Annotated in this window: 27 protein-coding genes and 5 tRNA genes; 19 read left to right on the forward strand and 13 right to left on the reverse strand. The window is 74.0% G+C overall.

The window, feature by feature from the left end; translation table 11 throughout:
• Positions 1–44: 44 nt before the first annotated feature.
• Positions 45–118: transfer RNA gene (locus tag ACI78V_RS11740), tRNA-Leu, on the reverse strand.
• 78 nt (positions 119–196) lie between these two features.
• On the opposite strand from ACI78V_RS11740, the gene ACI78V_RS11745 reads away from it, so the two are divergent.
• Positions 197–793, forward strand: a complete 597-nt coding sequence (locus ACI78V_RS11745) for an ANTAR domain-containing response regulator (RefSeq protein ID WP_456851082.1) — start codon at positions 197–199, stop codon at positions 791–793.
• A gap of 191 nt (positions 794–984) precedes the next feature.
• Positions 985–2,316, forward strand: a complete 1,332-nt coding sequence (locus ACI78V_RS11750; protein WP_456851083.1) for an ABC transporter substrate-binding protein — start codon at positions 985–987, stop codon at positions 2,314–2,316.
• Between the two features lie 112 nt (positions 2,317–2,428).
• Here the strand turns inward: ACI78V_RS11750 and ACI78V_RS11755 are convergent, their stop codons facing one another.
• The 5 genes from ACI78V_RS11755 to ACI78V_RS11775 form a co-directional block, all read right to left on the reverse strand.
• Positions 2,429–2,848, reverse strand: a complete 420-nt coding sequence (locus ACI78V_RS11755; protein ID WP_456851084.1) for a DUF7712 family protein — start codon at positions 2,846–2,848, stop codon at positions 2,429–2,431.
• A gap of 151 nt (positions 2,849–2,999) precedes the next feature.
• Entirely contained in the window at positions 3,000–3,857 is an 858-nt protein-coding gene (locus tag ACI78V_RS11760) for an ABC transporter ATP-binding protein (RefSeq protein ID WP_456851085.1), read from the reverse strand.
• Positions 3,854–4,900 (reverse strand): ABC transporter ATP-binding protein, encoded by a 1,047-nt coding sequence (locus tag ACI78V_RS11765; RefSeq protein ID WP_456851086.1) that lies wholly within the window; start codon positions 4,898–4,900, stop codon positions 3,854–3,856. The genes ACI78V_RS11760 and ACI78V_RS11765 overlap by 4 nt, the downstream gene beginning before the upstream one ends.
• Positions 4,890–5,888: a branched-chain amino acid ABC transporter permease gene (locus ACI78V_RS11770; protein ID WP_456851087.1), complete on the reverse strand. Its 999-nt coding sequence runs from the start codon at positions 5,886–5,888 to the stop codon at positions 4,890–4,892. The genes ACI78V_RS11765 and ACI78V_RS11770 overlap by 11 nt, the downstream gene beginning before the upstream one ends.
• 3 nt (positions 5,889–5,891) lie before the next feature.
• On the reverse strand, positions 5,892–7,097 hold the full coding sequence (locus ACI78V_RS11775) for an ABC transporter permease subunit (protein ID WP_456851088.1): 1,206 nt from the start codon (positions 7,095–7,097) through the stop codon (positions 5,892–5,894).
• A 343-nt stretch (positions 7,098–7,440) separates the two neighbouring features.
• Between ACI78V_RS11775 and ACI78V_RS11780 the strand changes: the two genes are divergently transcribed.
• Positions 7,441–8,082: a GNAT family N-acetyltransferase gene (locus ACI78V_RS11780; protein WP_456851089.1), complete on the forward strand. Its 642-nt coding sequence runs from the start codon at positions 7,441–7,443 to the stop codon at positions 8,080–8,082.
• 31 nt (positions 8,083–8,113) lie between these two features.
• On the opposite strand, the gene ACI78V_RS11785 is transcribed toward ACI78V_RS11780, so the two are convergent.
• Complete coding sequence (locus ACI78V_RS11785) at positions 8,114–8,524, reverse strand: PaaI family thioesterase (RefSeq protein WP_456851090.1); 411 nt, start codon at positions 8,522–8,524, stop codon at positions 8,114–8,116.
• 90 nt (positions 8,525–8,614) lie between these two features.
• Between ACI78V_RS11785 and polA the strand changes: the two genes are divergently transcribed.
• Both polA and ACI78V_RS11795 read left to right on the forward strand, forming a co-directional pair.
• On the forward strand, positions 8,615–11,359 hold the full coding sequence (gene polA, locus ACI78V_RS11790; protein WP_456851091.1) for a DNA polymerase I: 2,745 nt from the start codon (positions 8,615–8,617) through the stop codon (positions 11,357–11,359).
• Positions 11,360–11,419: 60 nt separating this feature from the next.
• Positions 11,420–11,953 carry a GNAT family N-acetyltransferase gene (locus ACI78V_RS11795; RefSeq protein WP_456851092.1) on the forward strand — a complete coding sequence of 178 codons (534 nt, stop codon included), beginning with the start codon at positions 11,420–11,422 and terminating at the stop codon, positions 11,951–11,953.
• 81 nt (positions 11,954–12,034) lie between these two features.
• On the opposite strand, the gene ACI78V_RS11800 is transcribed toward ACI78V_RS11795, so the two are convergent.
• Positions 12,035–12,886 carry a class I SAM-dependent methyltransferase gene (locus tag ACI78V_RS11800; protein WP_456851093.1) on the reverse strand — a complete coding sequence of 284 codons (852 nt, stop codon included), beginning with the start codon at positions 12,884–12,886 and terminating at the stop codon, positions 12,035–12,037.
• A 214-nt stretch (positions 12,887–13,100) separates the two neighbouring features.
• On the opposite strand from ACI78V_RS11800, the gene rpsA reads away from it, so the two are divergent.
• Positions 13,101–14,561 (forward strand): 30S ribosomal protein S1, encoded by a 1,461-nt coding sequence (gene rpsA, locus ACI78V_RS11805; RefSeq protein ID WP_456851094.1) that lies wholly within the window; start codon positions 13,101–13,103, stop codon positions 14,559–14,561.
• A 233-nt stretch (positions 14,562–14,794) separates the two neighbouring features.
• Here rpsA and ACI78V_RS11810 read toward each other — a convergent pair whose 3' ends face one another.
• Positions 14,795–14,953, reverse strand: coding sequence for a hypothetical protein (locus ACI78V_RS11810; RefSeq protein WP_456851095.1), 159 nt, complete (start codon positions 14,951–14,953; stop codon positions 14,795–14,797).
• Positions 14,954–15,220: 267 nt separating this feature from the next.
• Between ACI78V_RS11810 and coaE the strand changes: the two genes are divergently transcribed.
• Positions 15,221–15,808, forward strand: a complete 588-nt coding sequence (gene coaE / locus ACI78V_RS11815; RefSeq protein WP_456851158.1) for a dephospho-CoA kinase — start codon at positions 15,221–15,223, stop codon at positions 15,806–15,808.
• Positions 15,809–15,978: 170 nt separating this feature from the next.
• Here the strand turns inward: coaE and ACI78V_RS11820 are convergent.
• From ACI78V_RS11820 to ACI78V_RS11835, 4 genes are all read right to left on the reverse strand, one after another.
• Positions 15,979–16,050: transfer RNA gene (locus ACI78V_RS11820), tRNA-Val, on the reverse strand.
• Positions 16,051–16,098: 48 nt separating this feature from the next.
• Positions 16,099–16,169, reverse strand: a tRNA-Cys gene (locus ACI78V_RS11825).
• A gap of 41 nt (positions 16,170–16,210) precedes the next feature.
• Positions 16,211–16,283, reverse strand: a tRNA-Gly gene (locus tag ACI78V_RS11830).
• 66 nt (positions 16,284–16,349) lie between these two features.
• A complete protein-coding gene (locus ACI78V_RS11835; RefSeq protein WP_456851096.1) occupies positions 16,350–16,796 on the reverse strand; it encodes an SsgA family sporulation/cell division regulator in 447 nt (148 codons plus the stop codon).
• A gap of 138 nt (positions 16,797–16,934) precedes the next feature.
• Here ACI78V_RS11835 and ACI78V_RS11840 point away from each other — a divergent pair, with 138 nt between their 5' ends.
• From ACI78V_RS11840 to ACI78V_RS11895, 12 genes are all read left to right on the forward strand, one after another.
• Positions 16,935–17,549 carry a sigma factor-like helix-turn-helix DNA-binding protein gene (locus tag ACI78V_RS11840; protein WP_456851097.1) on the forward strand — a complete coding sequence of 205 codons (615 nt, stop codon included), beginning with the start codon at positions 16,935–16,937 and terminating at the stop codon, positions 17,547–17,549.
• Positions 17,546–18,433, forward strand: a complete 888-nt coding sequence (locus tag ACI78V_RS11845; RefSeq protein WP_456851098.1) for an anti-sigma factor — start codon at positions 17,546–17,548, stop codon at positions 18,431–18,433. The genes ACI78V_RS11840 and ACI78V_RS11845 overlap by 4 nt, the downstream gene beginning before the upstream one ends.
• A 110-nt stretch (positions 18,434–18,543) precedes the next feature.
• The gene (locus tag ACI78V_RS11850; RefSeq protein WP_456851099.1) at positions 18,544–18,921 is read left to right on the forward strand and encodes a TIGR02611 family protein; all 378 of its coding nucleotides are present in this window, start codon (positions 18,544–18,546) and stop codon (positions 18,919–18,921) included.
• A gap of 23 nt (positions 18,922–18,944) precedes the next feature.
• Positions 18,945–19,016, forward strand: a tRNA-Val gene (locus tag ACI78V_RS11855).
• 78 nt (positions 19,017–19,094) lie between these two features.
• Positions 19,095–19,556 (forward strand): HNH endonuclease, encoded by a 462-nt coding sequence (locus tag ACI78V_RS11860; RefSeq protein ID WP_456851100.1) that lies wholly within the window; start codon positions 19,095–19,097, stop codon positions 19,554–19,556.
• The gene (locus ACI78V_RS11865; RefSeq protein ID WP_456851101.1) at positions 19,553–20,119 is read left to right on the forward strand and encodes an MOSC N-terminal beta barrel domain-containing protein; all 567 of its coding nucleotides are present in this window, start codon (positions 19,553–19,555) and stop codon (positions 20,117–20,119) included. Before ACI78V_RS11860 ends, ACI78V_RS11865 begins: the two co-directional genes overlap by 4 nt.
• Positions 20,116–21,246 (forward strand): CapA family protein, encoded by a 1,131-nt coding sequence (locus ACI78V_RS11870; protein WP_456851102.1) that lies wholly within the window; start codon positions 20,116–20,118, stop codon positions 21,244–21,246. The genes ACI78V_RS11865 and ACI78V_RS11870 overlap by 4 nt, the downstream gene beginning before the upstream one ends.
• Positions 21,247–21,348: 102 nt before the next feature.
• The gene (gene thrS / locus ACI78V_RS11875; RefSeq protein ID WP_456851103.1) at positions 21,349–23,373 is read left to right on the forward strand and encodes a threonine--tRNA ligase; all 2,025 of its coding nucleotides are present in this window, start codon (positions 21,349–21,351) and stop codon (positions 23,371–23,373) included.
• A complete protein-coding gene (locus ACI78V_RS11880) occupies positions 23,370–23,972 on the forward strand; it encodes an HIT family protein (protein ID WP_456851104.1) in 603 nt (200 codons plus the stop codon). Before thrS ends, ACI78V_RS11880 begins: the two co-directional genes overlap by 4 nt.
• Positions 23,973–24,617, forward strand: a complete 645-nt coding sequence (gene pgsA, locus ACI78V_RS11885; protein ID WP_456851105.1) for a phosphatidylinositol phosphate synthase — start codon at positions 23,973–23,975, stop codon at positions 24,615–24,617.
• Positions 24,614–25,663, forward strand: a complete 1,050-nt coding sequence (locus tag ACI78V_RS11890; RefSeq protein ID WP_456851106.1) for a phosphatidylinositol mannoside acyltransferase — start codon at positions 24,614–24,616, stop codon at positions 25,661–25,663. The genes pgsA and ACI78V_RS11890 overlap by 4 nt, the downstream gene beginning before the upstream one ends.
• Positions 25,663–26,901, forward strand: a complete 1,239-nt coding sequence (locus ACI78V_RS11895) for a glycosyltransferase family 4 protein (RefSeq protein ID WP_456851107.1) — start codon at positions 25,663–25,665, stop codon at positions 26,899–26,901. Before ACI78V_RS11890 ends, ACI78V_RS11895 begins: the two co-directional genes overlap by 1 nt.
• The last annotated feature ends 9 nt before the right edge of the window (positions 26,902–26,910 follow it).

Below are 26,910 nucleotides of genomic sequence, written 5' to 3' on the forward strand. Positions count from 1 at the left end.
GGCCGGCACGGCACGCGGCGGTCCCGAGGACCGCGGTGCCGGAGTGCCCCCGGTGCGACTCGAACGCACACTGCGCGGGTTTTGAATCCGCTCCCTCTGCCGATTGGGGTACGGGGGCTCGCCGGTGGTCGGGTCCGGCTGCCCGAGCAGCCTAGCTGCCCGTCGCCGACCCTCCGGCATCGCTAGGCTCCCGCGCGTGAGCAGCGAGTCGATCCGGGTCCTCATCGCGGAGGACGAGGCGCTCATCCGCCTCGACCTCAAGGAGATGCTCGAGGAGGAGGGGTACACCGTCGTGGCCGAGGTCGGCGACGGCCAGCAGGCCGTCGACCGCGCCACCGAGCTGCGGCCGGACCTCGTCATCCTCGACATCCAGATGCCGGTGCTCGACGGCCTGTCGGCGGCCGAGCAGATCGCCACCGCCCGGGTGGCACCGGTCATCGTCCTCACCGCGTTCAGCCAGCGGGAGCTGGTGGAGCGGGCGCGGGACGCCGGTGCCATGGCCTACCTGGTGAAGCCGTTCTCCAAGAACGACCTCGTGCCGGCGATCGAGGTGGCCCGGGCGCGGTTCGCCGAGATGGCCGCTCTCGACGGCGAGGTGCGGACGCTCGAGGAGCGGCTGGAGACCCGGAAGGTCGTCGAGCGGGCCAAGGGCGTGCTCATGTCCGAGCAGGGCATGACGGAGGCGGAGGCGTTCCGCTTCATCCAGCGGACGGCGATGAACGAGCGGACGTCGATGAAGGCCCTCGCCCAGCGCATCCTCGAGCCGCAGGAGGCCGAGGCCCCGACGGAGTGACCTGCGTCGCCGCGTGAGGCGCGGCGTGTGCGCTGTGTGTCCGAGCGGGAGCCGGCAGGTCACGACCTCATCACGGTCCGGCCGACCCTCCGTCCGGGCCCGGATCCGGCAGCTACCTTCCCCCCACTGACCAGGCCACCCCGCCACGGGCTGGCCGAGTGCACGACCGACACCACAGTGGGAGTTGTTTGATGCGCACAGGCATCCTCGCCCGGAGCGCCGCCATCAGCGCTGCGGCCCTGCTCGTCCTGACCGCCTGCGGCGGCGGCGAGGAGGAGGGCGGCACCGGCGGAGGCGACGGCGGTGGCGAGAAGCAGGTCAACGTCTACGGGTCCGACGGCAACATGGGCAACGCCCTCGGCGAGCGCCTCGAGGAGCAGGGGTCCCTCGTCGGCATGAAGGGGACCCTGCCCCTGACCGAGCTGTCCGGCGAGTTCCGCGACCGGCTGCTCGAGATCAACCCCGACCTCGTCGACTTCAACTACGCCGGTGAGACCTACGACGCCATCGTCATCACCGCGCTCGCCGCGCAGATGGCCGGCACCACCGACGCCAACGTCTTCAAGGCCTACGTCAACGGTGTCACCGTCGGCGGCGACAAGTGCGAGGACTTCACCTCGTGCCTGGAGACCGTCAACGGCGGCGGAAACCCCGACTACGACGGCCAGTCCGGCCCGCTGAGCTTCACCGACGCCGGCGAGCCCGCCCAGGCGAGCATCGGCATCCAGCAGTTCGGCGAGGACAACCGGATCGACGACAGCGCCACGCGCTACGTCATCCCCGGTGACGAGGCGAACGCCACCACCGACGAGGGCCCGGCCCCCGCGCCGGCCGGCACCACCTCGCCGACGCCGCTGATCATCGGCACCCTGCTGCCGCAGACCGGCAACCTGGCCTTCCTCGGCCCGCCGGAGATCGCCGGCGCCCAGCTCGCGGTCAACGACATCAACGCTGCCGGCGGCGTGCTCGGCCAGCAGGTGCAGCTCATCCAGCGCGACTCGGGTGACACCACCACCGACATCGCGACGCAGTCGGTGGACGCGCTGCTCCAGGCCGGTGCCAACGCGATCATCGGTGCGGCGTCCTCGGGCGTGAGCCTCACGGTCATCGACACGATCACCGGCGCGGGCGTCCTGCAGTTCTCGCCGGCCAACACGTCGGACCAGTTCACGACGTACAACGACAACGGGCTGTACTTCCGCACCGCCCCGCCGGACACCCTGCAGGCCGAGGCGCTGGCCGACCTCATCATCGAGGACGGCAACAACACGGTCGGCATCCTCGCCCTCAACGACCCGTACGGCACCGGGTTGGCGGAGAACGTCGCCAACAACCTGCAGGCCGCCGGCCTCGCCGAGGACGACATCCGGTCGATCATCTACGACCCGCAGGCGGCGAACTTCGACTCCGAGGTCCAGCAGATGGTCGACTTCAACCCCGACGCCATCGTGGTCATCGGGTTCGACGAGTCCTCCCGGATCATCGAGGGTCTGAACGCGAACGGCATCGGCCCGGCTCGCTGACCCACCCACCCCGGGTCGTCACTGACGAACCGGGGGCGCCACCCACAGTGGCCCGGCACCGCGCGGCGGTGCCGGGCCACCGTGCTGTCCGGGGCCGGCTGTCCGGGGCCGCTCAGCGCTGCAGGCGCTGCCCGGGCGGCTGCCAGTCGGCGGGCCGGCCGGTGTGGTTGGAGAACTCGACCGACCACCGCCACCAGCTGCGGTCGGCGGCGTGCTCCCAGGCGGTCAGGACGCCGACCTCGCCGCCGGGCAGGAGCACCGGCAGGCCGAGCAGCTCGGGGCCGGGCCACACCTCGCTGCGGGTCAGGGACCCGCCCTCGAGCCGGAGCAGCGTGATGGGGGAGTAGTCGCCGTCCCGGTCGGCGTCCCCACGCACGACCAGACCGTCGTCCTCGGCGACCACCTCGACCTGCAGGTGGGCCGGCGCGGCGTGCACCAGCACGCGGGAGAAGCCGCCGGCGGTGGTGGCGCGGGCGAACTCGAGGCCGTTCATCCCGCCGTCGCGGGACCGCAGGTTCCACGTCCAGTTCATGCCGGGCCGGTACCCGGGCCGGGTGCGTGCCCACCGACGACGACGGCGCCGGACCGAGGTGGGTCCGGCGCCGTCGTCGGGGCCGTGGCCTACGGAGCGACCTCGTCCCGGGCCTGCCCCGAGCACGCGAGGGGGCGGGCGGGCTCCTGCCTCAGTGCGCCTTGGCGAGGGTGCCCAGGTAGAGCTCGATGACCTTGGGGTCGGTCATCAGGGCGTTGCCCGTGTCGGTGTAGGCGTTGCGGCCCTGGTCGAGGACGTAGCCGCGGTCGCAGATCTGCAGGCAGCGCCGGGCGTTCTGCTCGACCATGATGATCGACACGCCGGTGGCGTTGATCCGGCGGCACCGGATGAACACCTCGTCCTGGTACGCGGGCGACAGGCCGGCCGAGGGCTCGTCGAGCAGCAGCACCGACGGGTCCATCATCAGCGCCCGGCCCATGGCGACCATCTGCCGCTCGCCGCCGGAGAGCGCGCCGGCCTTGCCCTTGCGCCGTTCGCCGAGCAGCGGGAACAGGTCGATGACGTAGTCGAACCGCTCCTTGAACGTCTTCGGCCGCAGGTAGACGCCCATCTGCATGTTCTCCTCGATGGTGAGCGAGGGGAACACGTTGTTGTTCTGCGGCACGTACCCGACGCCGAGGGAGACCAGCCGGTGGGCGGGAGCGGAGGTGATGTCCTCCCCGCGCAGCGTGACCGCCCCCGACCGGACCGGGATGAGCCCGAACAGCGTCTTCAGCAGGGTCGACTTGCCGGCCCCGTTGGGGCCGATGATGCCGACGAGCTCGCCGTCCTGCAGGTAGAAGTCGCAGCCCCGCAGGATGTTGACGCCCGGCACGTAGCCGGCGACGAGGTCGTCGGCGCGGACGAGGGCACCCTCGGCCAGGCGGAGGTGCTCCTCGCGGGTGGCCGCCTTCTCCGCTGGGGAGAGCTCCGTCGTCGACGAGGCGGCCTGGTCGGCGCGGGTGAGGTCCTCACCGGACTCGTCGACCTCGAACAGGGGGTCGCTCATCGGTCGGTCCTCTCCTCGGGCGGGACGTCGGAACTGAAGACGTCGCCGCCGTCGACGTGCTCCTCGCGGGCGATCGCACGCTCGGCCTGGGCGAGGACGCGGTCCTCCTCCTCGACGGTGAGCGGCGCGTCGTGGTGGGCGCCCAGGTACGCGTCCACGACGGCCTGGTTCTGGCTGATCGACTCCGGCGGTCCCTCGGCGATCACCCGACCGGCCGCCATCACGACGACCCAGTCGCTGATGTCGCGGACGACGTCCATGTCGTGCTCGACGAAGATCACCGTCATGCCCTCCTCGCGGAGGTCCTTGACGTGCCCGAGCAGGCTCTGGGTCAGCGCGGGGTTCACCCCGGCCATCGGCTCGTCGAGCATCACCACCTTCGGGTCGCTCATCAGCGCCCGGGCCATCTCCAGCAGCTTGCGCTGCCCGCCGGAGAGGGTGCCGGCGAAGTCGTCCTTCTTGGCGTCGAGCTTGAACCGGGCGAGCAGCTCCAGCGCCCGCTCGGTGTTGGCCCGCTCCTGGGACCGCCAGGCCCCCGGCCACAGCGCGCCGAGGAAGCTCTCGCCCTTCTGGCCCTGGGCGCCCAGCAGCATGTTCTGCAGCACGGTGAGCCGGGACAGCGCCTTGGTGAGCTGGAAGGTGCGGACGACGCCGAGCCGGGCCACCTTGTGCGGCGGCAGGTTCGACAGCGACCGGCCGTCGAAGGTCCAGCTGCCGCTGTTGGGCTGGTCGAACCCGGTCAGCAGGTTGAACAGCGTGGTCTTCCCGGCCCCGTTGGGGCCGATCAGGCCGGTGATGCCACCCCGCTGGACCTCCAGGTGGTCGACCGACACCGCGGTGAGCCCGCCGAACTGCCGGGTCACGCCGTCCACGACGACGACCGGGTCGGGCTTGGCGACGCCGACCTCCCAGGGGACGTCGCGCAGGGCGGCCTGGGCCAGCCGCCGCGGGACGGCGCCGCCGGCGTCCACCGGGGCGGCGTGCGCGCCGGACGCGGCCGGCTCCGTGCGACCCGGCTCCTCGGACGTGGGGTCAGCGGGCATCGAGCATCACCTCTCGTCGGTCACCGAAGATCCCCTGTGGCCGGAAGACCAGCAACAGCATGAGCCCGAGACCCACCAGGACGAACCGGATCTGGGCCACGTCCGTGGAGGTCAGCAGGCCCTCGGGGATGACCCCGTTCTCGATCAGCGCCCGCAGGCCGGCGTCGGCGAACTGCAGGATGAACAACAGGATCATGCCGCCGATCACCGGGCCGAGCACCCGCGCCGCACCGCCCAGGATGAGCGCGGCGTAGGCCAGGAAGGTGTTGGCGTTCTGGTACTGGTCCGGGATGGCCGAGCCGGTCCCGACGGCGTAGACCATGCCGCCGAGGGCGCCGAGGATGCCGCCGAGGACCAGCGCCTGCATCTTGTAGACGTAGACGTTCTTGCCCAGCGCTCGGACGGCGTCCTCGTCCTCCCGGATGGAACGGACGACCCGACCCCACGGGCTGCGCATGAGCGCCCAGATCAGCAGGCAGGACAGCGCCACGAGCAGCCAGCCGACGAAGGCCACCCACAGCTCGCCACCGGACCAGCTCGTGCCGAGGATGCGGTAGCGCTCGTTGGTGGTCCACGGCGCGAGCGCCAGGAAGTCGCCGTTGAAGGCCGAGATGCCGCGCGTGCCGTTGGTGAGCGGCGTGGCCGACACCGACCGGAACACCAGCCGCAGCCCCTCGGCCGCGGCGATGGTGACGATCGCCAGGTAGTCGGCCCGTAGCCGCAGCGTCGGCAGTCCGAGCAGCAGGGAGAGCACGACCGCGGCGAGCAGGCCGACGGCCACCCCGACCCAGAAGTCGAGCCCCCACTTGGTGACGGAGATGGCGATGCCGAACCCGCCGAGCATCGCGAAGGCGATCTGCCCGAAGTTGAGCAGGCCGGTGTAGCCGAACTGCACGTTGATGCCGACGGCCAGCAGGACGAAGAAGATGGCCTGGAACCCCAGCGCCGCCTTGCCGGCTACCGCGAGGGCGTCGATGACTTCACTCATGGCTCAGCCCACCCGGACGCGGCTGCCCAGGATCCCCTGGGGCCGGATGACGAGGATGACGATCAGCAGCAGCAGCCCGCCGACGTACTTGACGTCGTTGGGGATGACGAGGGTCGACATCTGGACGAACACGCCGACGACGAGGCTGCCCAGGAGCGCGCCGTAGGCGGTCCCGAGCCCGCCCAGGGTGACGCCGGCGAACATGAGCAGCAGGAGGCGGAAGCCCATGTCCCACTGCACCTGGTCGGACAGGCCCAGCAGCACCCCGCCGAGGGCGGCGAGCGCGCCGCCCATCATCCAGACCACGAGGATCACCCGGTTGACGTCGATGCCGGAGGAGGCCGCGAGGTCCCGGTTGTCGGCGACCGCGCGCATCGCCTTGCCGATCTTCGTGCGCTGCAGCATCAGCGCGACCAGGACCAGCACGACGATCGAGATGACCACCGAGGTCAGGTCGGCATTGCTCATGCGGAACAGGCCGTAGTCCACGGCCCGGCCGCCGCCGACGCCCTGGTAGGCGTTGGAACGACCGCCGTAGACCAGCTGGATCAGGTACCGCAGCAGCAGCGACAGGCCGATCGAGACGACCAGCGCCGCGATGAGGCCGGTGCCGCGCCGGCGCAGCGGCCGCCAGATCCCGAGCTCGTTCAGTGCGCCGACGGCGGCTCCCACGAGCATCGCTATCAGCGCCGCCGGGATGAGCGGGACGCCACCCTGCACGTTGATGAAGTAGGCGGCCACCGCGCCGATCGTGACCAGCTCGCCGTGGGCGAAGTTCGTCAGCCCCGTCGTCCCGAAGATGAGCGACAGGCCGACGGCGCACATGGCGATGAGCAGGCCGAAGCGGAGGCCGTCGACGAGCAGCTGGACGGCGCGGACCGTGCCGCCGCCGCCCTCCCGGCTGCCGTCGTTGAGGCCGATGATCGCCGCCTGCCGGCGGCCCTCCTCGACGGTGACGGTGCGGCTGTCCTCGCCGGCGAGCACCACGCCCTCGGGCAGGTCGTCGGCCTCGAGGGTGACGACGTACTCGCCGGGGCCGGGCAGGTCGACCTCCCAACGGCCCTGCTCGTCGGTCTCGACGGAGTCGACCTCCCGACCGTCGGGCGTGGTGACGGTCATCTCCACGCCCTCGATCGGGCCGCTGCGGCTGGTCTGGAGCGTGCCGACCAGTTGCTCGCCCTCGGCCTGCGCGACGCCGGGGACGAACACGGCGAGTCCCAGCCCGAACGCGGCGACGAGGACGACCCGGACCAGGGCGCGCCGGCGGGCGCCGGGGCGCGGGCGGCCTCCGGATCCGGCGGTGTCCTCGGCGGTTCGGAGTCGGCGACCGCGTCGTGGGACACGGCCTGGCGCGTGCGTCACTCGACCTCCTAGGCGTGTGAGTGAGGGTGGGACCGTAACTCAGCGGTGTTTCCCGCTGAGGTCCACAGCGCGAGCTGTGACCTTTCCGCGACACGCCGCTCCTGTAACGCCCGTCCCACGGGCGGCGCGCCGTCGTGACCGGCGGGCGCCGGGCGGGCACTCTCTGGCCACCGTCCAGGGGAGGGCTCCTGTGCCAGGAACAGGTTCACGGTCCCGCGTCACGACGCGCGCGGCGCGTCCCGACGACCTGCCCGCCGTCCTCGCCCTGGTGCGGCAGCACCGGGCCGAGGCCCACGCCGAGGGCGTGCTGACCGGTCAGACACCGGGCGCGGCCGCGGCCACCGGGTTCCGTCGCCTGCTGGCCGACCCCTCGCACCGGGTGGCCCTCGCGGTGCTGCGCGGCCCCGACGCGCCGGACGGCGGCGCGGCCGGCGAGCTGGTCGTGGGCCTGGCGATCCTCGGGCTGGACCCCCTGTCGGTGGTCCTCGGCGTCCCGCAGGTGACCGTCGACAACCTCGTGGTGCACCGCGCGCACCGCCGGCGCGGTGCCGGAGCCGCGCTGCTGGGTGCCGCCGTCGCCTACGCCGCGGACTCGGGCGCCGACCACGTGGTGGCCGCCGTGGGCGGGCACGAGGCGGAGCGGCAGCGGTTCTTCGCGCGGATGGGTTTCGCGCCCCTCACCACCCGGCGGATCGTGCCGCGCGAGACCCTCGCCCGCTCACTGGCCGCCTGGCAGCGCGGCGGCGTGACCATCCCGGTCCCGCGGCGTCCGCCGGTGCGCCGCCGGCCGGTCGCCCGGGTGCTGCCGGCGCTGGGGGCCGCGGAGGGCTGAGCCGGCGCCGGCGGGCGGGGCGTCAGGGCTCTCAGCGGCGGTCGTCGGAGAGCATGCAGGTCAGCCGGGCCGTCGCGGTGGGCCGGCCCCGCTCGTCGCTGACCTCGACGCGGAAGGTGGCCAGCGTGCGCCCGCGGCGGACCGGCGTCGCCACCGCCGTCACCGTCCCGCTGGTCGCCGCCCGCAGGTAGCTGACGTTGAGCTCGACGCCCACGCACCGCCGGCCCGGGCCCGCGCCCAGCGCCGCCGCCCAGGACCCCACCGTCTCCACCAGCGCGCAGGTGGCCCCGCCGTGCAGCAGCCCCGCGGGCTGCTGGTTGCCCTCGACCGGCATGGTGGCGACCAGGTGGTCGGGGTCGTAGTCGGTGATCTCGATGCCCAGCTTCTCGTCGAGCGGGCTGGTGAACGCGGCGGGCAGCCAGTCGGGACGGGCGAGGGTCACCCCGGCACGGTAACCAGGGCCCGGGCGACGCCCCGCCGGACCCCGTCGTCGGGACGGCGGTGTCGGTGCCCGGACATAAGCTCTACGGCGATGTCCGCTCCGGTCTCCGCCCCCGCGTCCCGCTCCGCCGACCCGACAGCTGCCGGGGTGCGCCCGCGGCTGCTGTTGCTCGACGGGCACTCCCTGGCCTACCGCGCCTTCTTCGCGCTGCCGGTGGAGAACTTCTCCACGACCACGGGCCAGCCGACCAACGCGGTCTACGGCTTCACCTCGATGCTGATCAACATCCTGCGCGACGAGCAGCCCTCGCACCTCGCGGTCGCCTTCGACGTCGGGCGCAAGACCTTCCGCAGCGAGATCTACGCCGAGTACAAGGCCAACCGCGCGGAGAGCCCCACGGACTTCCGCGGCCAGGTGAGCCTCATCCAGGAGGTGCTGGGGGCCCTGCGCGTCCCGGTCATCACCGCGGAGGGCTTCGAGGCCGACGACGTCATCGCCACGCTGACCGTGCAGGCGGTCGAGCAGGGCATGGACGTGCTGATCGCCACCGGCGACCGCGACGCGTTGCAGCTGGTCAACGAGCACGTCACCGTGCTCTACCCGCGCAAGGGCGTCTCCGACCTCACCCGGTTCACCCCCGAGGAGGTGGAGGCCAAGTACGGCCTCTCGCCGGTCCAGTACCCCGATTTCGCGGCCCTGCGGGGCGACCCCAGCGACAACCTGCCGAGCATCCCGAGCGTCGGGGAGAAGACCGCGGCCAAGTGGGTGCGCGAGTACGGCTCGCTCGACGCGCTGGTCGACCAGGTCGACACCGTCAAGGGCAAGGTCGGGGAGAAGCTGCGGGAGCACCTCGCCTCGGTGCTGCAGAACCGGCGCCTCACCGAGCTCGACCGCACCGTCCCCCTCGAGCTGGGTCCCGCCGACCTCGCCGTCCGCGCGTGGGACCGCAACGAGGTGCACACCCTCTTCGACAACCTGCAGTTCCGGGTGCTGCGCGACCGCCTGTTCGCCACGCTGACCAGCGCCGAGCCGGAGGTCGAGGGCGGCTTCGACGTCGCGGTCGACGAGGTGCCGGCCGGTGGCCTGGGCGGCTGGCTGGACCAGCACGCGCGCACCGGCCGGACCGGCGTGATCTTCCGGGGCACCTGGGGGCGGGGCACCGGGGAGCTGACCGGGATCGCGCTGGCCGCCGCCGACGACAGCGCCACCTTCGTCGACCTCGGGCCCGGCCTCGACGTCGCCGACGAGCAGGCCCTCGCCGTCTGGCTCGCCGACCCGGCCGCCCCGAAGGTGGTGCACGAGGTCAAGGGGCCGCTGCTGGCGATCTGGGCCCGCGGGTGGGAACTCGACGGGCTGGTCAGCGACACCGCGCTCGCGGCCTACCTGGCGCTGCCCGGGCAGCGGTCGTTCGACCTCGGCGACCTCGCCGTCCGGTACCTGCGCCGGGAGCTCAAGGACGTCGCGGCGGAGGAGACCCAGCTCACCCTCGACGGCCTCGGCCCGTCGGAGGAGGACGTCGCCCGGGAGGCCGCGCACGCCGACGTCCTCAAGGCGATGGCGGTCAACGACCTCTCCGACGCCCTGGAGTCGGTGCTCGGCCAGCGGGGCGGGGACGCCCTGCTCGGCGCCATCGAGCTGCCGCTGACCCGGGTCCTCGCCGCCATGGAGTACCGGGGCATCGCCGCGGACCTGGAGTTCCTGCAGGAGCTGCAGCGGGAGTTCGCCGAGGGCGTCGCCGCCGCGGCCGCCGAGTGCTACGCGGTCATCGGCCGCGAGGTGAACCTCGGTTCGCCCAAGCAGCTGCAGGCGGTGCTCTTCGACGAGCTCGGCCTGCCCAAGACGAAGAAGATCAAGTCCGGCTACACGACCGACGCCGACGCGCTGACCTGGCTGCTGGCGCAGACCGGTCACCCGTTCCTCGAGCACCTGCTGCGCCACCGGGACGTCACCCGGCTGCGCACCGTCATCGACGGGCTCATCCCGATGGTCGACGACTCCGGGCGCATCCACACCACGTTCGGGCAGACGATCGCCGCGACCGGCCGGCTGTCCTCGACCGACCCGAACCTGCAGAACATCCCGATCCGCACCGCCGAGGGGCGGCGGATCCGCCAGGCCTTCGTGGTCGGCTCCGGTTACGAGTCGCTGATGACCGCCGACTACAGCCAGATCGAGATGCGGATCATGGCGCACCTCTCCGGGGACGAGGGGCTCATCGAGGCCTTCACCTCGGGGGAGGACCTGCACTCCTTCGTCGCCTCCCGGGCGTTCAACATCCCGATCGAGGACGTCGACCCCGAGATGCGCCGGCGGATCAAGGCGATGAGCTACGGGCTGGCGTACGGGCTGTCGGCCTACGGCCTGTCCCAGCAGCTGCGCATCTCCACCGAGGAGGCGCGCGAGCAGATGCACGCCTACTTCGAGCGCTTCGGCGGCATCCGCGACTACCTCGACAGCGTGGTCGAGGAGGCCCGGCTGTCCGGGTACACCGAGACCACCCTGGGCCGGCGCCGCTACCTGCCCGACCTGACCAGCGACAACCGGCAGCGACGGGAGATGGCCGAGCGGATGGCACTGAACGCCCCCATCCAGGGCTCGGCGGCCGACGTCATCAAGGTCGCCATGCTCAAGGTGGAGGAGGCGATCGCCGCCGAGGGCCTGCGCTCCCGGATGCTGCTGCAGGTGCACGACGAGCTCGTGCTCGAGGTCGCGCCGGGGGAGAAGGAGGCGCTGGAGGAGCTGGTGCGTCGCGAGATGGCCGGCGCCGCCGAGCTGTCGGTGCCCCTGGAGGTCTCGGTCGGTTTCGGCCCCAGCTGGGACGCCGCCGCCCACTGAGTCGCCGGCCTGGCCTTCACCTCCACCTCAGGTCGAGGGTCGGGCTGCGAGGATCCCGGGATGGCCGTGGTCGAGCTGCTGCACACCGCTCACGTGCCGGCGCGGACCCTCGCCGCGGCGCGGGCGCTGCTCGACGACGCGTTCGGCGGCGACTTCGACGACGCGGACTGGGACCACGCGCTCGGCGGGCTGCACGCGCTGGCGTGGGCCGACGGCGAGCTGGTCGGTCACGGAGCCGTCGTCCAGCGCCGTCTCCTGCACGGCGGCCGGGCGCTGCGCGCCGGCTACGTCGAGGCGGTCGCGGTCGCGGCGGCCCACCGGCGCACCGGTGTGGCGTCGGCGGTCATGGCCGGGCTCGAGGGCGTCGTCCGTGGCGCCTACGACCTCGGCGCCCTCGGCGCGACCGACGACGGCGCCGCCCTCTACACCGCCCGCGGCTGGCGGCGGTGGCGCGGCCCGACGTCCGTGCTCGGCCCGGCCGGGACGGTCCGCACCCCGGACGACGACGGGGCGGTCCACGTGCTCCCCGGCGCCGTGCCCCTCGACCTCGACGGCAGCCTGACCTGCGACTGGCGTGACGGCGACACCTGGTGACGGCGCAGCCACCCGGTCCGCCTCCCCGTCGCAAGCCGAGGGGGGCTGGGGCGGCGCCGCGGGGACGGCGTCCCCGCGGCGTCAGACCGGCCGGCGGCAGACCAGGATCAGCGTCCCGGGGACCAGCGCGCCCCGGGCCGGTGACCACTGGCCCCACTCCTGCACCCGGCCCGGCGTCCACTCCGGTTCCTGCAGGTCGTCGAGCACCAGACCCGCCCCCACGACCGCCCGCACCCAGTCACCCACCGTCCGGTGGTGCTCGACGTAGACGGCGCGGCCGTCGTCGTCGGTCTCAACGTACGGCGTGCGGTCGAAGTAGGAGGAGGTGACCTGCAGGTCGTCGGGATCGGGGGAGTCGGGGAACGGCCAGCGCATGGGGTGGTTCACCGACGCGACGAACCGCCCGCCCGGCCGCAGCACCCGCGCCACCTCAGCGAGCGCACCCCCGACGTCGGCCACGAACGGCAGGCCGCCGAACGCCGAGCAGGCGAGGTCGACGCTCGCCGTGGCCAGGGGCAGCGCGCCGACGTCGGCCTGCACCAGCGGCACGGCGACGCCGGAGCTGCGGTTGAGCTCGGCCGCCCGGGCCAGCATGCCGGCGGAGAGGTCGAGCGCGACGACGTCGGCACCGGCTCGGCGCAGCCACCGCGCGCACGGCGCCGAGCCGCAGCCGACCTCCAGGACGCGCCGGCCGGCGACGTCGCCCAGGAGGTGCGCCTCGCTCTCCCGCAGCCCCTCGGGGCACCACAGGAAGTCGACGACGCCCAGGTCCTCGCCGTGCTCGGCGAGGTAGGCGGGGGCGGCGGCGTCCCACCACCGCCGGTTGGCCCGGACCGACTCGGCGTCGCCGGCCGGACGCCGGGTGACCCCACCCGGCGCGGGGTAGCCGTCGGCGGCCAGCGGCAGGGGCGGGGGCGGGGGAGGCGCGTGCATGACCCGCCGATCGTGACACGCCGGGCAGCCCGCAGCCGGTCGCGCACCCAGGTGGACCCGGGGTGCCGATGCTCCGTACCATGGGGGGTGCGCCAGAGGTCTGTCAGTGCTGTCCCCGTCGGGGATCGGCGCGCGCCGGCTCTCCCCGCTCCCCGCGGCACCCGGCCGCGGGTTCCCTGTCCCTACGCATCCCCCGTCCGGAGCACTCGACCACATGACCTCCACCCAGGTCCGTCCTAACAGCACCCCCCAGGTCGCCATCAACGACATCGGCACGGCCGAGGACTTCCTCGCCGCCATCGACCAGACGATCAAGTACTTCAACGACGGCGACATCGTTGAAGGCGTCATCGTCAAGGTCGACCGGGACGAGGTGCTGCTGGACATCGGCTACAAGACCGAGGGCGTCATCCCCTCGCGCGAACTCTCCATCAAGCACGACGTCGACCCCAACGAGGTCGTCAGCGTCGGCGACGAGGTGGAAGCCCTCGTCCTCCAGAAGGAGGACAAGGAAGGCCGGCTGATCCTCTCCAAGAAGCGCGCTCAGTACGAGCGCGCCTGGGGCACGATCGAGGCCAAGAAGGAAGCCGACGAGGTCGTCACCGGCACCGTCATCGAGGTCGTCAAGGGTGGTCTCATCCTCGACATCGGCCTGCGCGGGTTCCTCCCCGCCTCGCTGGTCGAGATGCGCCGCGTCCGCGACCTGCAGCCCTACGTGGGGCGCGAGCTCGAGGCCAAGATCATCGAGCTGGACAAGAACCGCAACAACGTCGTCCTCTCCCGTCGCCAGTGGCTGGAGCAGACCCAGTCCGAGGTCCGCAGCGAGTTCCTCAACAAGCTCGCCAAGGGTCAGGTCCGCACCGGCGTCGTCTCCTCGATCGTCAACTTCGGTGCGTTCGTGGACCTGGGCGGCGTCGACGGCCTGGTGCACGTCTCCGAGCTGTCCTGGAAGCACATCGACCACCCGTCGGAGGTCGTCGAGGTCGGCCAGGAGGTCACCGTCGAGGTCCTCGACGTCGACCTGGACCGTGAGCGGGTCTCCCTGTCGCTGAAGGCGACGCAGGAGGACCCGTGGCGTCAGTTCGCCCGCACCCACCAGATCGGCCAGGTCGTGCCCGGCAAGGTCACCAAGCTGGTGCCCTTCGGTGCGTTCGTCCGGGTCGACGAAGGCATCGAAGGTCTGGTGCACATCTCCGAGCTGGCCGAGCGCCACGTGGAGATCCCGGAGCAGGTCGTGCAGGTCGGCGACGAGATCCTCGTCAAGGTCATCGACATCGACCTCGACCGTCGGCGCATCTCGCTATCCCTCAAGCAGGCCAACGAGGGTGTCATCGGCGACGAGGAGCAGTTCGACCCCGCTGCCTACGGCATGGCCGCCTCGTACGACGAGCAGGGCAACTACATCTACCCGGAGGGCTTCGACCCGGAGACCGGGGAGTGGCTCGAGGGCTACGAGGAGGCCCGCGAGACGTGGGAGCGGCAGTACGCCGAGGCCCAGGCCCGCTTCGAGGCGCACCGCAAGCAGATCGCGGCGGCCAAGGAGGCCGACGCCGAGGCTGCGGCCGGTGGCAACTACTCCAGCGGCGACGCGGAGGTGGGCGACACCTCCGGCGGCACCCTGGCCAGCGACGAGGCGCTCGCGGCTCTGCGCGCCAAGCTGGCCGGCGGGGAGTGAGCTCGCTCCGCTGAGCTGAACCGCTGAACGGCTGAGGCCCGGGACCCGTGGGGGTCCCGGGCCTCGGTCGTCCCTCCCATCCCCGTGGAGGGACGAGACCAGCCCGTGGACGACGTCCCCGGGCCTGATCGGTCCGGACGGCCACCCTCCGGGGGCCCTGCCCGGGCGTGCGAGAGGGAGGATCCGCTCCTCCCCGACCCTCGTACGCCCGGGCAGGGGCCCGGGGGCGGGCCTCAGAGGCTGAGGATGATCGCGAACGCCGTCCGCGGGCGGCCGCCGGCGGCGGCGAGGAACTGCCAGGTGTGCCGACCGGTCGGTGCCGTCGCCGAGAGCCAGCGCATGAACGCGTTCCGGGGGCGGAGCTCGGCGGAACGCTCGAGCCGCTCGCGCACGGCCGGCAGGTCGGTGCACCGCACCCCGGTGGGGCGGTCCAGCCGGTGACGACCGGCGCCCCGACGGGGGGCTGCAGGGGTCGACGCGGGAGCGGCGTGGGCGGGACGGGACATGATCGGTCTGCCTTCCTCGGCGGGGGGAGATCGCCGAGGTCACTGTTGTCCACGGGGCGCGTGTGACTGGAGCGACGCGCCGGGCTGGACGGAGGGGTGTTACCCGTCCGTGACCGTGGCCGGAGTGCTGGCTACTGTCCGCACGTGCTGCGCATGGGGCTGACGGGCGGGATCGGGTCGGGGAAGAGCACCGTGGCCGGCCTGCTGGCGGCCCGGGGAGCCCGCATCGTCGACGCCGACCGGATCGCCCGCGAGGTCGTCGAACCCGGGACGCCGGGGCTGGCCGCCGTCGTCGAGGCGTTCGGTCCGCAGGTGCTCACCGCCGACGGCGCCCTGGACCGGCCGGCCCTCGCCTCGATCGTCTTCGCCGACCCGGCCGCACGCGCCACCCTCGACGGCATCGTGCACCCGCTGGTGCGCGCGCGGGCTGCCGAACTGGTCGCCGCGGCCCCGCCGGACGCCGTCGTGGTGCAGGACGTCCCGCTGCTGGTCGAGACCGGCCAGGCGGCGTCCTACGACCTCGTGGTCGTCGTGGAGGCCCACCCGGAGACCCGGGTCCGGCGGCTGGTCCAGCGGGGTCTGGCCCCCGAGGACGCCCGCGCCCGGATCGCCGCGCAGGCCACCGACGAGCAGCGCCGCGCGGTGGCCGACGTCGTCCTCGACAACAGCGGCACCGTCGAGGACCTGGAGGCGCAGGTCGAGCGCTTCTGGGCCGAGCGCGTGGTGCCCGCCCTCCGCTGACGGCGCACCCCCGCCGTGCCCGCCGCGCGCTTCGGCCGTCGAGCCCCGGAGCTCGCCACGACCCGGCCGGCCGGGGCCGACCCGTGGCGAGGACCACGGCCACCTCGCGGTCGAGGCCCCGGCAACGCAGCAGGCCCCCCGATCGCTCGATCGGGGGGCCTGTCCTGCTGTGGGCGATACTGGGTTCGAACCAGTGACCTCTACCGTGTCAAGGTAGCGCTCTACCACTGAGCCAATCGCCCGTTCCGACCTGTCGGCCGGCCCGCTCCACCGCTCCCGGCGAGGAGCAGAGGTGGAGACGGGATTTGAACCCGTGTAGACGGCTTTGCAGGCCGTTGCCTCGCCTCTCGGCCACTCCACCGCACACGGGCGCCGGTCTCGCGACCAGCGCCCGAGGTTCCGAGCGGACGACGGGATTCGAACCCGCGACCCTCACCTTGGCAAGGTGATGCTCTACCAGCTGAGCCACGTCCGCGTTGCCTTACGAGAGAGAACTGTAGCCGACGCCGGAACGGGGTCGACAAGGGGGGTCCCCCGGGGGTCAGCGCCCCGAGGGATCGGTGCCGCCGTTGGACAGCAGCGCCGCCAGTTCGTCGTCCACCTCCAGGACGGAGGACTCCTCGCCGAAGGGCACCACGCCCTCTGTCAGCCGCAGGAAGCCGGCCAGCGTGCCGCGGGAGGCCTCGAAGAGCGCCTCGCCGGAGGGGGCGCGCAGGTGCAGGTACAGGACGTCGCCGGAGGTGCGGGACGGCCACAGGCGCACGTCCCCCTCGCCGGCGGGACGGTCCAGTCCCGTCCGCAGCAGCTCGCGGCCCACCAGCCAGGAGATGCCCTCCTCGCCGGCGCCGCTGTCGCCGAAGGTGATCCGGACGGCGAACGGGTCACTGACCTCGTAGCTGAGCTGCGCGGGCACCTCAGTCCAGGACTGCGGCCCCACGAGGTGCAGGGTGGTGGGGCAGGTGTACCCGGGTGTCGAGCGACTGGTCATGTCCCCAATAACGACCTTCCCTGAGCGCGGTCACGCCGGAGTCCTCCCGAGCGCGTCGTCCCCTCCCTGTGCCCGTTCCCGCCCGAGCTGAACCCCGGGGCTCTCCCCGAGGCGCCCGGTGCGTGTGACCATGGGCGCGTGAGCCGTCCGGCACGGCGGGCCGGGGGCGGTCCCGGCGACGCCGACCTGCTGTTCCGCGTGCGCGCGGGGGACCGGGATGCCTTCGGCGAGCTCTACGACCGCTTCAGCCGCCCGGCCCTCGCGCTGGCCCGCCGGGTCCTGACCGAGGACGCCGCGGCCGAGGACGTGCTCCGGCAGGTCTTCCTCGGCGTCTGGAGGGACCCCGGCGCGTACGACCGTGGCTCCGGCAGCGTCGCCTCCTGGCTGATGGAGCTGGTGCACCTCCGGGTGGTCGAGGCGGTCCGGCACGGGCAGGCGCACCGGCGCCGGCCCGACGGGGAGCCGTCGCCCGCGCGGCGACCGGGGACCGGGAGCGGTGACGGGGGAGGCGGCGAGCCCGATCCGGTGCGCGACGCGCTGGCGGCCCTGCCCGACGCCGAGCGCGAGGCGCTGACCCTGGCCTACTACGGCGGGTACACCCAGCGGGAGGTCGCCGCGCTCACCGGCATGCCCCTGGCCGAGGTCAAGGCCGCGGTGCTCGCGGCGGTGCGGCAGCTGGGAGGAGTGCTCGGCGCGGCTCCCCGGGGCGGTGCGCTGGGCAGCCCGGCGGTGGCTCCGAGGCCGGGCCGGTGAGCGGTCCGGCCTCGCCGTCGGGTGCGGACCACCGGGTCTTCGACGAGCTGGCCGTCGGGTGGGCACTGCACGCGCTCGAACCCGAGGAGGAGGCGGCCCTCGCCGCGCACCTGCCCGGGTGCCGGCGCTGCGGGGGCACGGTCGCCGAGACCGGCGAGGTCCTGGCCGTCCTGGCCGGCGGCCTGCCCGCCGCCGACCCGCCCGGCCGCCTGGGGGAGGAGCTCCGGGCCGCGGTGCGGGAGTCGGTGCAGGTCGGTCGGCAGCCGGGAGCCGGACCGCCCGCACCGGCCGGTGGGCCGCCGGTCGTGGACGCCACCCGGGGCGGCGCCGACCGGGTCGTGACGGGTCCCGCCGACGAGCCGGCGCCCGACCCCTCCGGCGCCGCGCCGGCCCCGACCGCCTGGCGCCGGGTGCTGCCCAGCGCGCTGGTCGCCGCCGCGGTCGCGACCGTCCTCGCGCTCGGCACCTGGAACGTGGTCCTGAGCGACGCCCGCGACCAGGCCCGGGAGACCGTCGCGCGGCAGGCCGACGTGGTCAACGCACTGCTCGTCCCCGGCCGGGCGACCGTGGTCCCGCTGTCCGGGGACGACGGCGCGCCGGTGGCCACCGTGGTCGCCCGCAACGGGGTGGTCCAGGTGGTCAACCACGGGCTGCCCGTCAACGACGCGCAGGAGCAGACCTACGTCCTCTGGGGCACCCGGGACGGCGGGGCCGTGGCGCTGGGCACCTTCGACGTGACCTCCCCGCAGACCGACCTGTGGGCCGTAGGCTCCGGCTCGACCGGACTCGACGCCCCCGACGGCTACGACATCAGTCTCGAGCCCGGCCGCCAGGCTCCGTCGGCCCCGACGGACATCGTCGCGCGTGGTGAGGTGACCAACTGACCGGCCCGGAGACGGCGGCGCTCCCCAAGCGGGGGCGGCGGCACCACCAGACGACCGAGCAACTGCGCACGCGCTTCGACGAGGACGGCGTCCGCAGCCTGCGGGAGCGGGTGGCCGAGACGCGCTGGCGCCGGCGGCTGGCCGCCCGCCGGAGCGTCGACTCCACCTACCGGGCGGGCGTGGGCGTGGTCGGCAGCCTCATCGTCGCCCTCGGGCTGGCCACCATCCCGCTGCCCGGGCCCGGTTGGCTGACGGTCATCGCCGGCCTGTTCGTTCTGGCCACCGAGTTCTTCTGGGCCGAGCGGCTGCTGGAGTTCACCAAGAGGCACGTCAAGCGCTGGACCGACTGGCTCGGCCGGCAGCCGCTGTGGGTGCGCACGGCGGTCGCGCTCGCGACCGCGGCGTTCGTCTACGGCGTCCTGGTCGTCACCCTGCACGTCATGGGCGTTCCGGACTGGGTGCCGGGGTGGGTGCCACTGTGGCGGTGAGCGTCTGGCAGAATAAGGCGCACGGGCGATTGGCTCAGTGGTAGAGCGCTTCGTTCACACCGAAGAGGTCACTGGTTCGAACCCAGTATCGCCCACACCCGGCAGAGGCCCGGTCCGCGCACAGCGGGCCGGGCCTCCGGCGTTCCGCCCCCGGACGCCCGCGGAGGGGGACCATGGGCGAGATGTCCCCGCGCCGGCCCCCGCCCGATCCCGAACCGGCCCCGTCGCGGGCGCCCGGGCGCAGCGAGCGGCTGGAGGCGGTCCTCGAGCGGGACGGCGGCACCTGCACCTGGTGCGGCCGTCGCTTCGGCGGTCTGGTCACGCCCACCACCGACCACGTCGTCCCCCGGGTCAAGGGCGGGCCGTCGTGGCTGGAGAACGAGGTGGCCGCCTGCCGCCGGTGCAACGCCGAGCGCGGCCACCGCACGCCGGTCGACTGGCTGGAGGAGTGCCGACGCCGCGGCTGGCCGGCCGACGCCCCGCGGCTGGCACGCGTCCTCGCCGCGTTGCAGGCCGCCATCGCCCGCGAGGGCGGCCAGCGGCGGGCGCGGCCCTACCTCGACGCCCAGCTGCGCCGGCTGCGCCGCCGCGACCCCGACGGCGCCGTTCCCGGAGGCCGTACGGTCGCGTCGTGACCGAGACGGGCAGGGTCCGGCAGCTCACGGTGTACCCGGTCAAGAGCCTGGGCGGGCGGGACGTCGCAGCGGCGGAGGTCGGTCCGGGCGGGCTGGCCGGCGACCGCGCGTGGGTGGTCGTCGACACGGCCACGGGGGAGCGGGTGACGGTCAAGGGCACCCCCGCCATGGCCGGCGTCGTCGCCACCGGGGACGCCGAGGCCGACACGACCACGCTGACCGAGGTGCTCGGGCGGCCGGTGCGGCTGGAGCGGGCCGGGGTGGCGCAGGTCGACGCGGCGGCGGTGCACCTGGTCAGCCGGGCGGCGATCGCCCGGGCCGCGGACGGCGAGGTCCCCGAGGGCTGCTCGGCCGACGACCCCCGCGCCAACGTCCTGCTCGACCTGCCCGAGGGTGAGGACGAGCGCCGCTGGGTCGGCCGCACGCTCCGGATCGGCGGGGTGCAGCTCGTCGTCACCCGCACGCCGAAGCACTGCCTGGGCGTCTACGCCGACGTGCGCACCCCCGGACGGGTGCGCGTCGGGGACGCGGTCGAGGTGTGCGCTCCCCAGCCGGGCGCGTGACCGCCGGCCGCGGCGCGCCGGCCGCGCTGGGCCTGGCGCTCCTGCTGGCCGGCTGCGGCGCGGAGGACCGGGCGCACGACGTGGCGGGGGACCACCCCCCGGCGGCCTCCTCGTCGACGGCCCCCACGCCGGTGGCGGCCGACAGCGTCACCCTCCTCGCGACCGGCGACGTGCTGGTCCACCAGGACGGCGCGCTGGTCGCCGGCGCGGCCACCGGGGACGGCGGCCACGACTTCACCGACGTGTTCGCGCCGGTGGCCCCGCTGATCGGCGCGGCGGACCTCGCGATCTGCCACCTGGAGACGCCGGTCGCCCCGGAGGGTGGGCCCTACCGCGGGTACCCGGGCTTCGCCGTCCAGCCGCAGGTCGTCGAGGCGCTCGCCGGCGCCGGGTACGACCTGTGCACGACGGCGTCGAACCACTCGCTCGACGACGGCATGGACGGCCTGGTCCGCACCTCGGACGTGCTCGACGCGGCCGGGATCGCCTCCGCCGGCACGCACCGCACCGAGGCCGAGAGCACCGCGCCGGTGGTCGTCGACGCCGGCGGGGTGCAGGTGGCGTCGGTCGCGGCGACCTCGGGCCTCAACGGGGTGCCGCTGCCGCCCGGGCGGCCGTGGGCGGTGGACGTCGCCGACGTGCCCGACGTCTCGGGTGTCCTGGCCGCCGCCGCCCGGGCCCGCGCCGCCGGCGCCGAGATCGTCGTGGCCAGCCTGCACTGCTGCCGCGAGTACCAGCACGACCCCACCGCGGCCCAGGAACAGGCGGTGCGCACCCTGCTCGCCTCCCCGGACGTCGACCTGGTGCTGGGCCACCACGCCCACGTCGTCCAGCCGTTCGAGCGGATCGACGGCGAGTGGGTCGCCTACGGTCTGGGCAACCACCTGGCCGAGCACGCCACCCGCGGGTTCCCGACCGAGGACTCGGTCGCGGCGCGGTTCACCTTCACCCGCGGCGCCGACGGCCGGTTCGCCGTCAGCCGGGCCGAGGCGGTGCCGCTGCGGATCGACCGCCGTCGTGACGCGGTGCAGGTCGTGCCGGCCGACCCGGCCACCGCGGCCCGCGTCGCCGAGGTCCTCGACCGCCGCGGCGCGGTCGCCGCCGGCCTGGCAATCGTCTCGGGGTGACCTGCGCCGCGCACTAGGCTCGGAGTGGCCGGCGCATACGTTGTGTCGAGCAGCGCCCGGGCCGCCGGGCGTGACCGCCGTCGAAGACCCTGGAGCGCACTCGTGTCGACCCCGCCCTCGCCCACCGCCGTCGGTCCCGTCCGGGTGCCGGCAGGGACGACGGCCCAGGACGCGCTCAAGCAGGCCGGGGTGCCGCTGAAGGGCCCCGGCGGGGCGGTCGTCGTCCGCGACGTGGCCACCGGTGACCTCAAGGACCTGGCCTGGGTGCCCGACGCCGACGCGGAGGTCGAGCCGGTGCCCGCGGCCAGTCCCGAGGGCCGCGCGGTGATCCGGCACTCGACCGCGCACGTGCTCGCCCAGGCGGTGCAGGACCTGTTCCCGGGCACCCGGCTGGGCATCGGCCCCCCGGTGGAGAACGGCTTCTACTACGACTTCGACCCGGAGCGGCCCTTCACCCCCGAGGACCTCGAGGCCCTCGAGAAGCGGATGCAGGAGATCGTCCGGGCCGGGCAGCGGTTCGCCCGCCGCGAGATCAGCGACGCCGACGCGGAGGCCGAGCTGGCGCACGAGCCGTACAAGCTCGAGCTGATCGGGCTCAAGGGCGGAGCGGGGGAGTCGGCCGAGGGCGCCGACGTCGAGGTCGGCGGCGCCCAGCTGACCATGTACGACAACCTCGACGCCCGCACCGGCGAGCGGGTCTGGACCGACCTGTGCCGCGGCCCCCACGTGCCGCGCACCAGCGCCATCCCGGCGTTCTCCCTGACCCGCTCGGCCGCCGCCTACTGGCGGGGCAGCGAGAAGAACCCGCAGCTGCAGCGGGTCTACGGCACCGCCTGGGAGAGCAAGGAGGCGCACAAGGCGTACCTGGAGCACCTGGCCGAGGCCGAGCGCCGCGACCACCGGCGCCTCGGCGTCGAGCTGGACCTGTTCAGCTTCCCCGACGAGATCGGCTCGGGCCTGCCCGTCTTCCACCCGAGGGGCGGGGTGGTCAAGCGGGAGATGGAGGACTACGTCCGCCGCAGGCACATCGAGGAGGGCTTCGAGTACGTCGGCACCCCGCACATCTCCAAGGGCGGGTTGTTCGAGACCTCCGGGCACCTGCCGTACTACGAGGACACCATGTTCCCGGCCCTGGAGCTGGACAACTCGAAGTACTACCTCAAGGCCATGAACTGCCCGATGCACAACCTGATCTACCAGTCGCGCGGGCGGTCCTACCGCGAGCTGCCGCTGCGCCTGTTCGAGTTCGGGTCGGTGTACCGGTACGAGAAGTCCGGCGTGGTGCACGGCCTGACCCGGGTGCGCGGCTTCGCCCAGGACGACTCGCACAGCTACGTCACCCCGGAGCAGGCGCCGGGCGAGATCCGGCACCTGCTGGCGTTCGTGCTCGGGCTGCTGCGCGACTTCGGCCTCGACGACTACTACCTGGAGCTGTCCACCCGCGACGACTCGCCCAAGTTCATCGGCTCGGACGAGGAGTGGGCGGTCGCCACCCAGGTGCTCGAGGACGCCGCGAGGGAGACCGGGCTGGAGCTCGTCCCCGACCCGGGCGGCGCTGCGTACTACGGCCCCAAGATCTCGGTGCAGGCCCGCGACGCCATCGGTCGCACCTGGCAGATGTCGACCATCCAGTACGACTTCAACCAGCCGGCCCGGTTCGGCCTGGAGTTCAGCGCCGCCGACGGGACCCGGCAGCAGCCGGTGATGATCCACTCGGCGAAGTTCGGCTCGATCGAGCGGTTCTTCGGCGTCCTCACCGAGCACTACGCCGGTGCGTTCCCCGCCTGGCTCGCGCCGGTGCAGGTGGTCGGCATCCCGGTGACCGACGAGCAGGTGCCCTACCTGACCGACGTCGCGCTGCAGCTGCGCGCGCGGGGCATCCGGGTGGAGGTGGACGACTCCGACGACCGCATGCAGAAGAAGATCCGCACCGCGAGCAAGCAGAAGGTGCCCTTCGTGCTCATCGCCGGGGCCACCGACGCCGAGGCCGGCGCGGTCTCCTTCCGCTTCCGCGACGGCAGCCAGCACAACGGCGTCCCCGTCGACCAGGCGGTCGCCGCGATCACGCAGTGGGTGGCGGGCCGGGCCAACACCGACCCGACCGCCGAGGCGCTGGTGGCCGGATGAGCACCACGGCGGGTGGGGCCGGGAACACCGAGGCCTTCCGGGTCGCCGTCCCCAGTGACGACGGCGGCCCGGCCACGGTCTTCGAGCACCTGTGGACGCCGTACCGGATGGCCTACATCCGCGGCGAGGGCAAGCCCACGGGCGCGCACGACTGCCCGTTCTGCCTGATCCCGCAGATGGACGACGAGGAGGGGCTGGTCGTCGCCCGCGGCGAGCTGGTCTTCGCGGTGCTCAACCTGTACCCGTACAACGCCGGCCACCTGATGCTGGTCCCGTACCGGCACGTGCCCGACTACACCGACCTGACGCCCGCGGAGGTCGCCGAGCTGGGCCGGTTCACCCAGACGGCGATGCGGGTGGTGCGCGCGGTGTCCGGGGCGCACGGGTTCAACATCGGCATGAACCAGGGGTCGGTCGCCGGCGCCGGCATCGCCGACCACCTGCACCAGCACGCCGTGCCGCGCTGGGGTGGCGACACCAACTTCATGCCGGTCATCGGCCTCACCCGGGTGCTGCCGCAGGTGCTGCGGGAGACCCGCGCGCTGCTGGCGCAGCACTGGCCCGCCGAGGGCGGGCCCGCTGCACCCCGGGAGGACTGAGTGCTCGGCGTCAACGCGCGGGCCGCGGTCGGCCGGTTCTGGGCTCCGGTGGTCACCCGGCTGCTGCGCCTCGGCGTCACCGCGGACGTCGTGACCCTCGTCGGCACGCTCGGGGCCATCGCCGGCGCGGTCGGGCTGATCGCCACCGGGCACCTGTTCTGGGGCGCGTTCACCGTCACGGTGTTCGTGCTGCTGGACATGCTCGACGGCGCCCTGGCCCGCGCCCGGGGCGGCGGCTCGCTGTTCGGGGCGGTGCTGGACTCCACCGGCGACCGCGCCGCCGACGCCGCCGTCTTCGGTGCGCTGGTGTGGTGGTACTCGGGCGAGGGCGACAACCGGCTGCTGGTGCTGCTGGCCCTGGTCTGCCTCGTGCTCGGGGTGCTCACCTCCTACGTCAAGGCGCGCGCCGAGGGCGTCGGCCTGGCCTGCGACGTCGGGATCGTCGAGCGCACCGAGCGGCTGATCCTGGTGCTCGTCGGCACCGGCTTCACCGGCCTGGGCATCCCGTACGCCCTGCACGTGACGCTGTGGGTGCTCCTGGTGGGCAGCGCCGTCACCGTCGGCCAGCGCTTCGCCGCCGTCCACCGGGCGGGGCGCGGGCGGCCGCTGCCGTCGACGCCGCCGTCCGGGCAGCCGGCGCCGTGAGCGACGCGTCCCCGGCGGGGACCGGCCGGGGGACCCCGTCGGGGCTGTCGGTGGTGCCCGACCGCCCCGGCCTGCGGGCCCGGGCCGGCGCCCGGGTCACCGACCTGGGCTTCGCGGCCGGGTGGGGTGCGGTGAAGCTGCTGCCCGAGCCGGTGGCCCGCGGGGCCTTCGACGCCGCCGGGCGGTGGGCCGCGAGCCGGCAGGGCCGGGGCGTCCGGCAGCTGCGCGCCAACCTCGGGGTCGCCACCGGTGGGCGACTCACCGACGGCGAGCTCGATGAGCTCACCACCCGGGCGGTGCGCTCCTACGCCCGCTACTGGCAGGAGGCCTTCCGGCTGCCGCGGCTGTCCACCGGGCGCATCGTCGCCGGGACGGAGGTCGTCGGCGGCGAGCACCTGGAGCGGGCCCGCGCGCGCGGCGCCGGCCTGGTGATGGTGCTGCCGCACAGCGGCAACTGGGACGCCGCCGGGGTCTGGTTCGTCGACCACCTGGGCGGGCCGTTCATGACCGTCGCCGAGCGGCTGCGCCCGGAGTCCCTCTACCGCCGCTTCCTCGACTACCGCGAGTCGCTGGGGATGCGCGTGGTGCCGCTGACCGGCGGGCCCCGGCCGAGCACCGAGGTGCTGCGCGAGTGGCTGACCGACGGCGGCGTGACCTGCCTGCTGGTCGACCGGAACCTCGGTCCGGGCGGCGTGCCGGTGTCGTTCTTCGGCCGGCCGGCGACCATGCCCGGGGGAGCGGCGGTGCTGGCCGCGCGGACCGGTGCCCCGCTCGTGCCCACCGTCTGCCAGTTCACCCCGCGCGGCTGGCGGCTGGTCTTCTCCCCGGAGGTGCCGGTCGACGGCCCCGGCCGGCTGCGCGACCGGGTCGCCACGGCGATGCAGGGGGTGGCCGACGCGTTCGCCGAGGGCATCGCCACGCAGCCGGAGGACTGGCACGTGCTCGGGCGCATCTGGCCCGACGTGACCCCGGACGCCGTCCCGACCGGTCCGGCGGACGACATCCCGACGGGTGCGCCGGACGGGGTCGCCCGGGAGCCGCGCTGATGCGGATCGGGCTGGTCTGCCCCTACCAGTGGGACGTCCCTGGCGGCGTCCAGTACCACGTGCGCGACCTGGCCGAGACGCTGCGCGGGATGGGACACCACGTCGAGGTGCTCACCCCCGCCGAGCGCGAGGAGTCGCTGCCGGCCGAGCACGTCACCTGGGCCGGGCGCGCCGTCCCCGTCCCGTACAACGGCTCGATGGCCAGCGTGCAGTTCGGGCCCGTGTCGGCCGCGCGGGTACGCCGGTGGCTGCGGGAGGGGCACTTCGACGTCGTCCACGTGCACGACCCGGCGCCGCCGTCGACCGGCCTGCTCGTGTGCATGATCGCCAAGGGGCCGATCGTGGCGACCTTCCACGCGGCCACCATCCGGTCCAAGTGGCTGGCCGCGTGGGGGCCGGTCATCCGCCCGTGGCTGGAGCGGATCAGCGGGCGGATCGCCGTCTCCGACTTCGCCCGGCGGGTGCAGGTCGAGCACCTGGGCGGGGACGCGGTGATCATCCCCAACGGGGTCCACGTCGGCGCCTTCGCCACCGGCCCGTGCCTGCCGGGGCACACCCGCGGCGTCGACGGGCCGACGATCGGCTTCCTCGGCCGGTACGACGAGCCCCGCAAGGGCCTCCCGGTGCTGCTGGAGGCGATGCGCACCGTCGTCCGGCGGCACCCGGGGGCGCAGCTGCTGATCGCCGGCCGGGGTGATCCCGACGACGTCCGCGAGCTGCTCGGCGACGACCTGCGCCCGCACGTCTCGCTGCTGGGCGTCCTCAGCGAGGAGGAGAAGGGCGCCTTCCTGCGGTCGGTCGACGTGTACTGCGCGCCGAACCTGCTGGGGGAGTCCTTCGGGATCATCCTCATCGAGGCCATGGCCGCCGGGGCGCCGATCGTCGCCAGCGACCTGGACGCCTTCGCCGCGGTGCTCGAGGACGGCGCGGCCGGGGTGCTGGTGCGCCGCGGTGACGCCCGCGAGCTGGCCACGGCCCTGTCCGACCTGCTGGCCGACCCGGCGCGGCGGTCCCGGCTGTCGGCCACCGCATCGCGGGCGGCCGCGGGCTACGACTGGTCGGTGGTGGCCCGCCGGATCCTCGCCGTCTACGAGACCGTCGTCCTCCCGGGCGCGGGCGAGGTGACCGCGTCGGACGACGACGACGAGCTGGCCGCGCTGCCCGCGGTGGCGGATGAGGGCGACGACACCGCCGGCGCCCCGCTGCGGACCGCCCTGCGCCGGTGGGTCCAGCGATAACCTTCCCCG

The sequence above is a fragment of the Geodermatophilus sp. SYSU D00742 genome, from assembly GCF_054049935.1.

What these genes read in the sequence shown, in the direction of transcription:
- ACI78V_RS11795 (WP_456851092.1), top strand. Translation starts at nt 11,420, where the DNA reads ATGGCCGTGGTCGAGCTGCTGCACACCGCTCACGTGCCGGCGCGGACC.
- ACI78V_RS11750 (WP_456851083.1), top strand. Translation starts at nt 985, where the DNA reads ATGCGCACAGGCATCCTCGCCCGGAGCGCCGCCATCAGCGCTGCGGCC.
- ACI78V_RS11755 (WP_456851084.1), bottom strand. Translation starts at nt 2,848, where the DNA reads ATGAACTGGACGTGGAACCTGCGGTCCCGCGACGGCGGGATGAACGGC.
- polA (WP_456851091.1), top strand. Translation starts at nt 8,615, where the DNA reads ATGTCCGCTCCGGTCTCCGCCCCCGCGTCCCGCTCCGCCGACCCGACA.
- ACI78V_RS11880 (WP_456851104.1), top strand. Translation starts at nt 23,370, where the DNA reads ATGAGCACCACGGCGGGTGGGGCCGGGAACACCGAGGCCTTCCGGGTC.
- ACI78V_RS11800 (WP_456851093.1), bottom strand. Translation starts at nt 12,886, where the DNA reads ATGCACGCGCCTCCCCCGCCCCCGCCCCTGCCGCTGGCCGCCGACGGC.
- ACI78V_RS11835 (WP_456851096.1), bottom strand. Translation starts at nt 16,796, where the DNA reads ATGACCAGTCGCTCGACACCCGGGTACACCTGCCCCACCACCCTGCAC.
- rpsA (WP_456851094.1), top strand. Translation starts at nt 13,101, where the DNA reads ATGACCTCCACCCAGGTCCGTCCTAACAGCACCCCCCAGGTCGCCATC.
- ACI78V_RS11770 (WP_456851087.1), bottom strand. Translation starts at nt 5,888, where the DNA reads ATGAGTGAAGTCATCGACGCCCTCGCGGTAGCCGGCAAGGCGGCGCTG.
- ACI78V_RS11860 (WP_456851100.1), top strand. Translation starts at nt 19,095, where the DNA reads ATGGGCGAGATGTCCCCGCGCCGGCCCCCGCCCGATCCCGAACCGGCC.
- coaE (WP_456851158.1), top strand. Translation starts at nt 15,221, where the DNA reads ATGGGGCTGACGGGCGGGATCGGGTCGGGGAAGAGCACCGTGGCCGGC.
- ACI78V_RS11765 (WP_456851086.1), bottom strand. Translation starts at nt 4,900, where the DNA reads ATGCCCGCTGACCCCACGTCCGAGGAGCCGGGTCGCACGGAGCCGGCC.
- ACI78V_RS11760 (WP_456851085.1), bottom strand. Translation starts at nt 3,857, where the DNA reads ATGAGCGACCCCCTGTTCGAGGTCGACGAGTCCGGTGAGGACCTCACC.
- ACI78V_RS11895 (WP_456851107.1), top strand. Translation starts at nt 25,663, where the DNA reads ATGCGGATCGGGCTGGTCTGCCCCTACCAGTGGGACGTCCCTGGCGGC.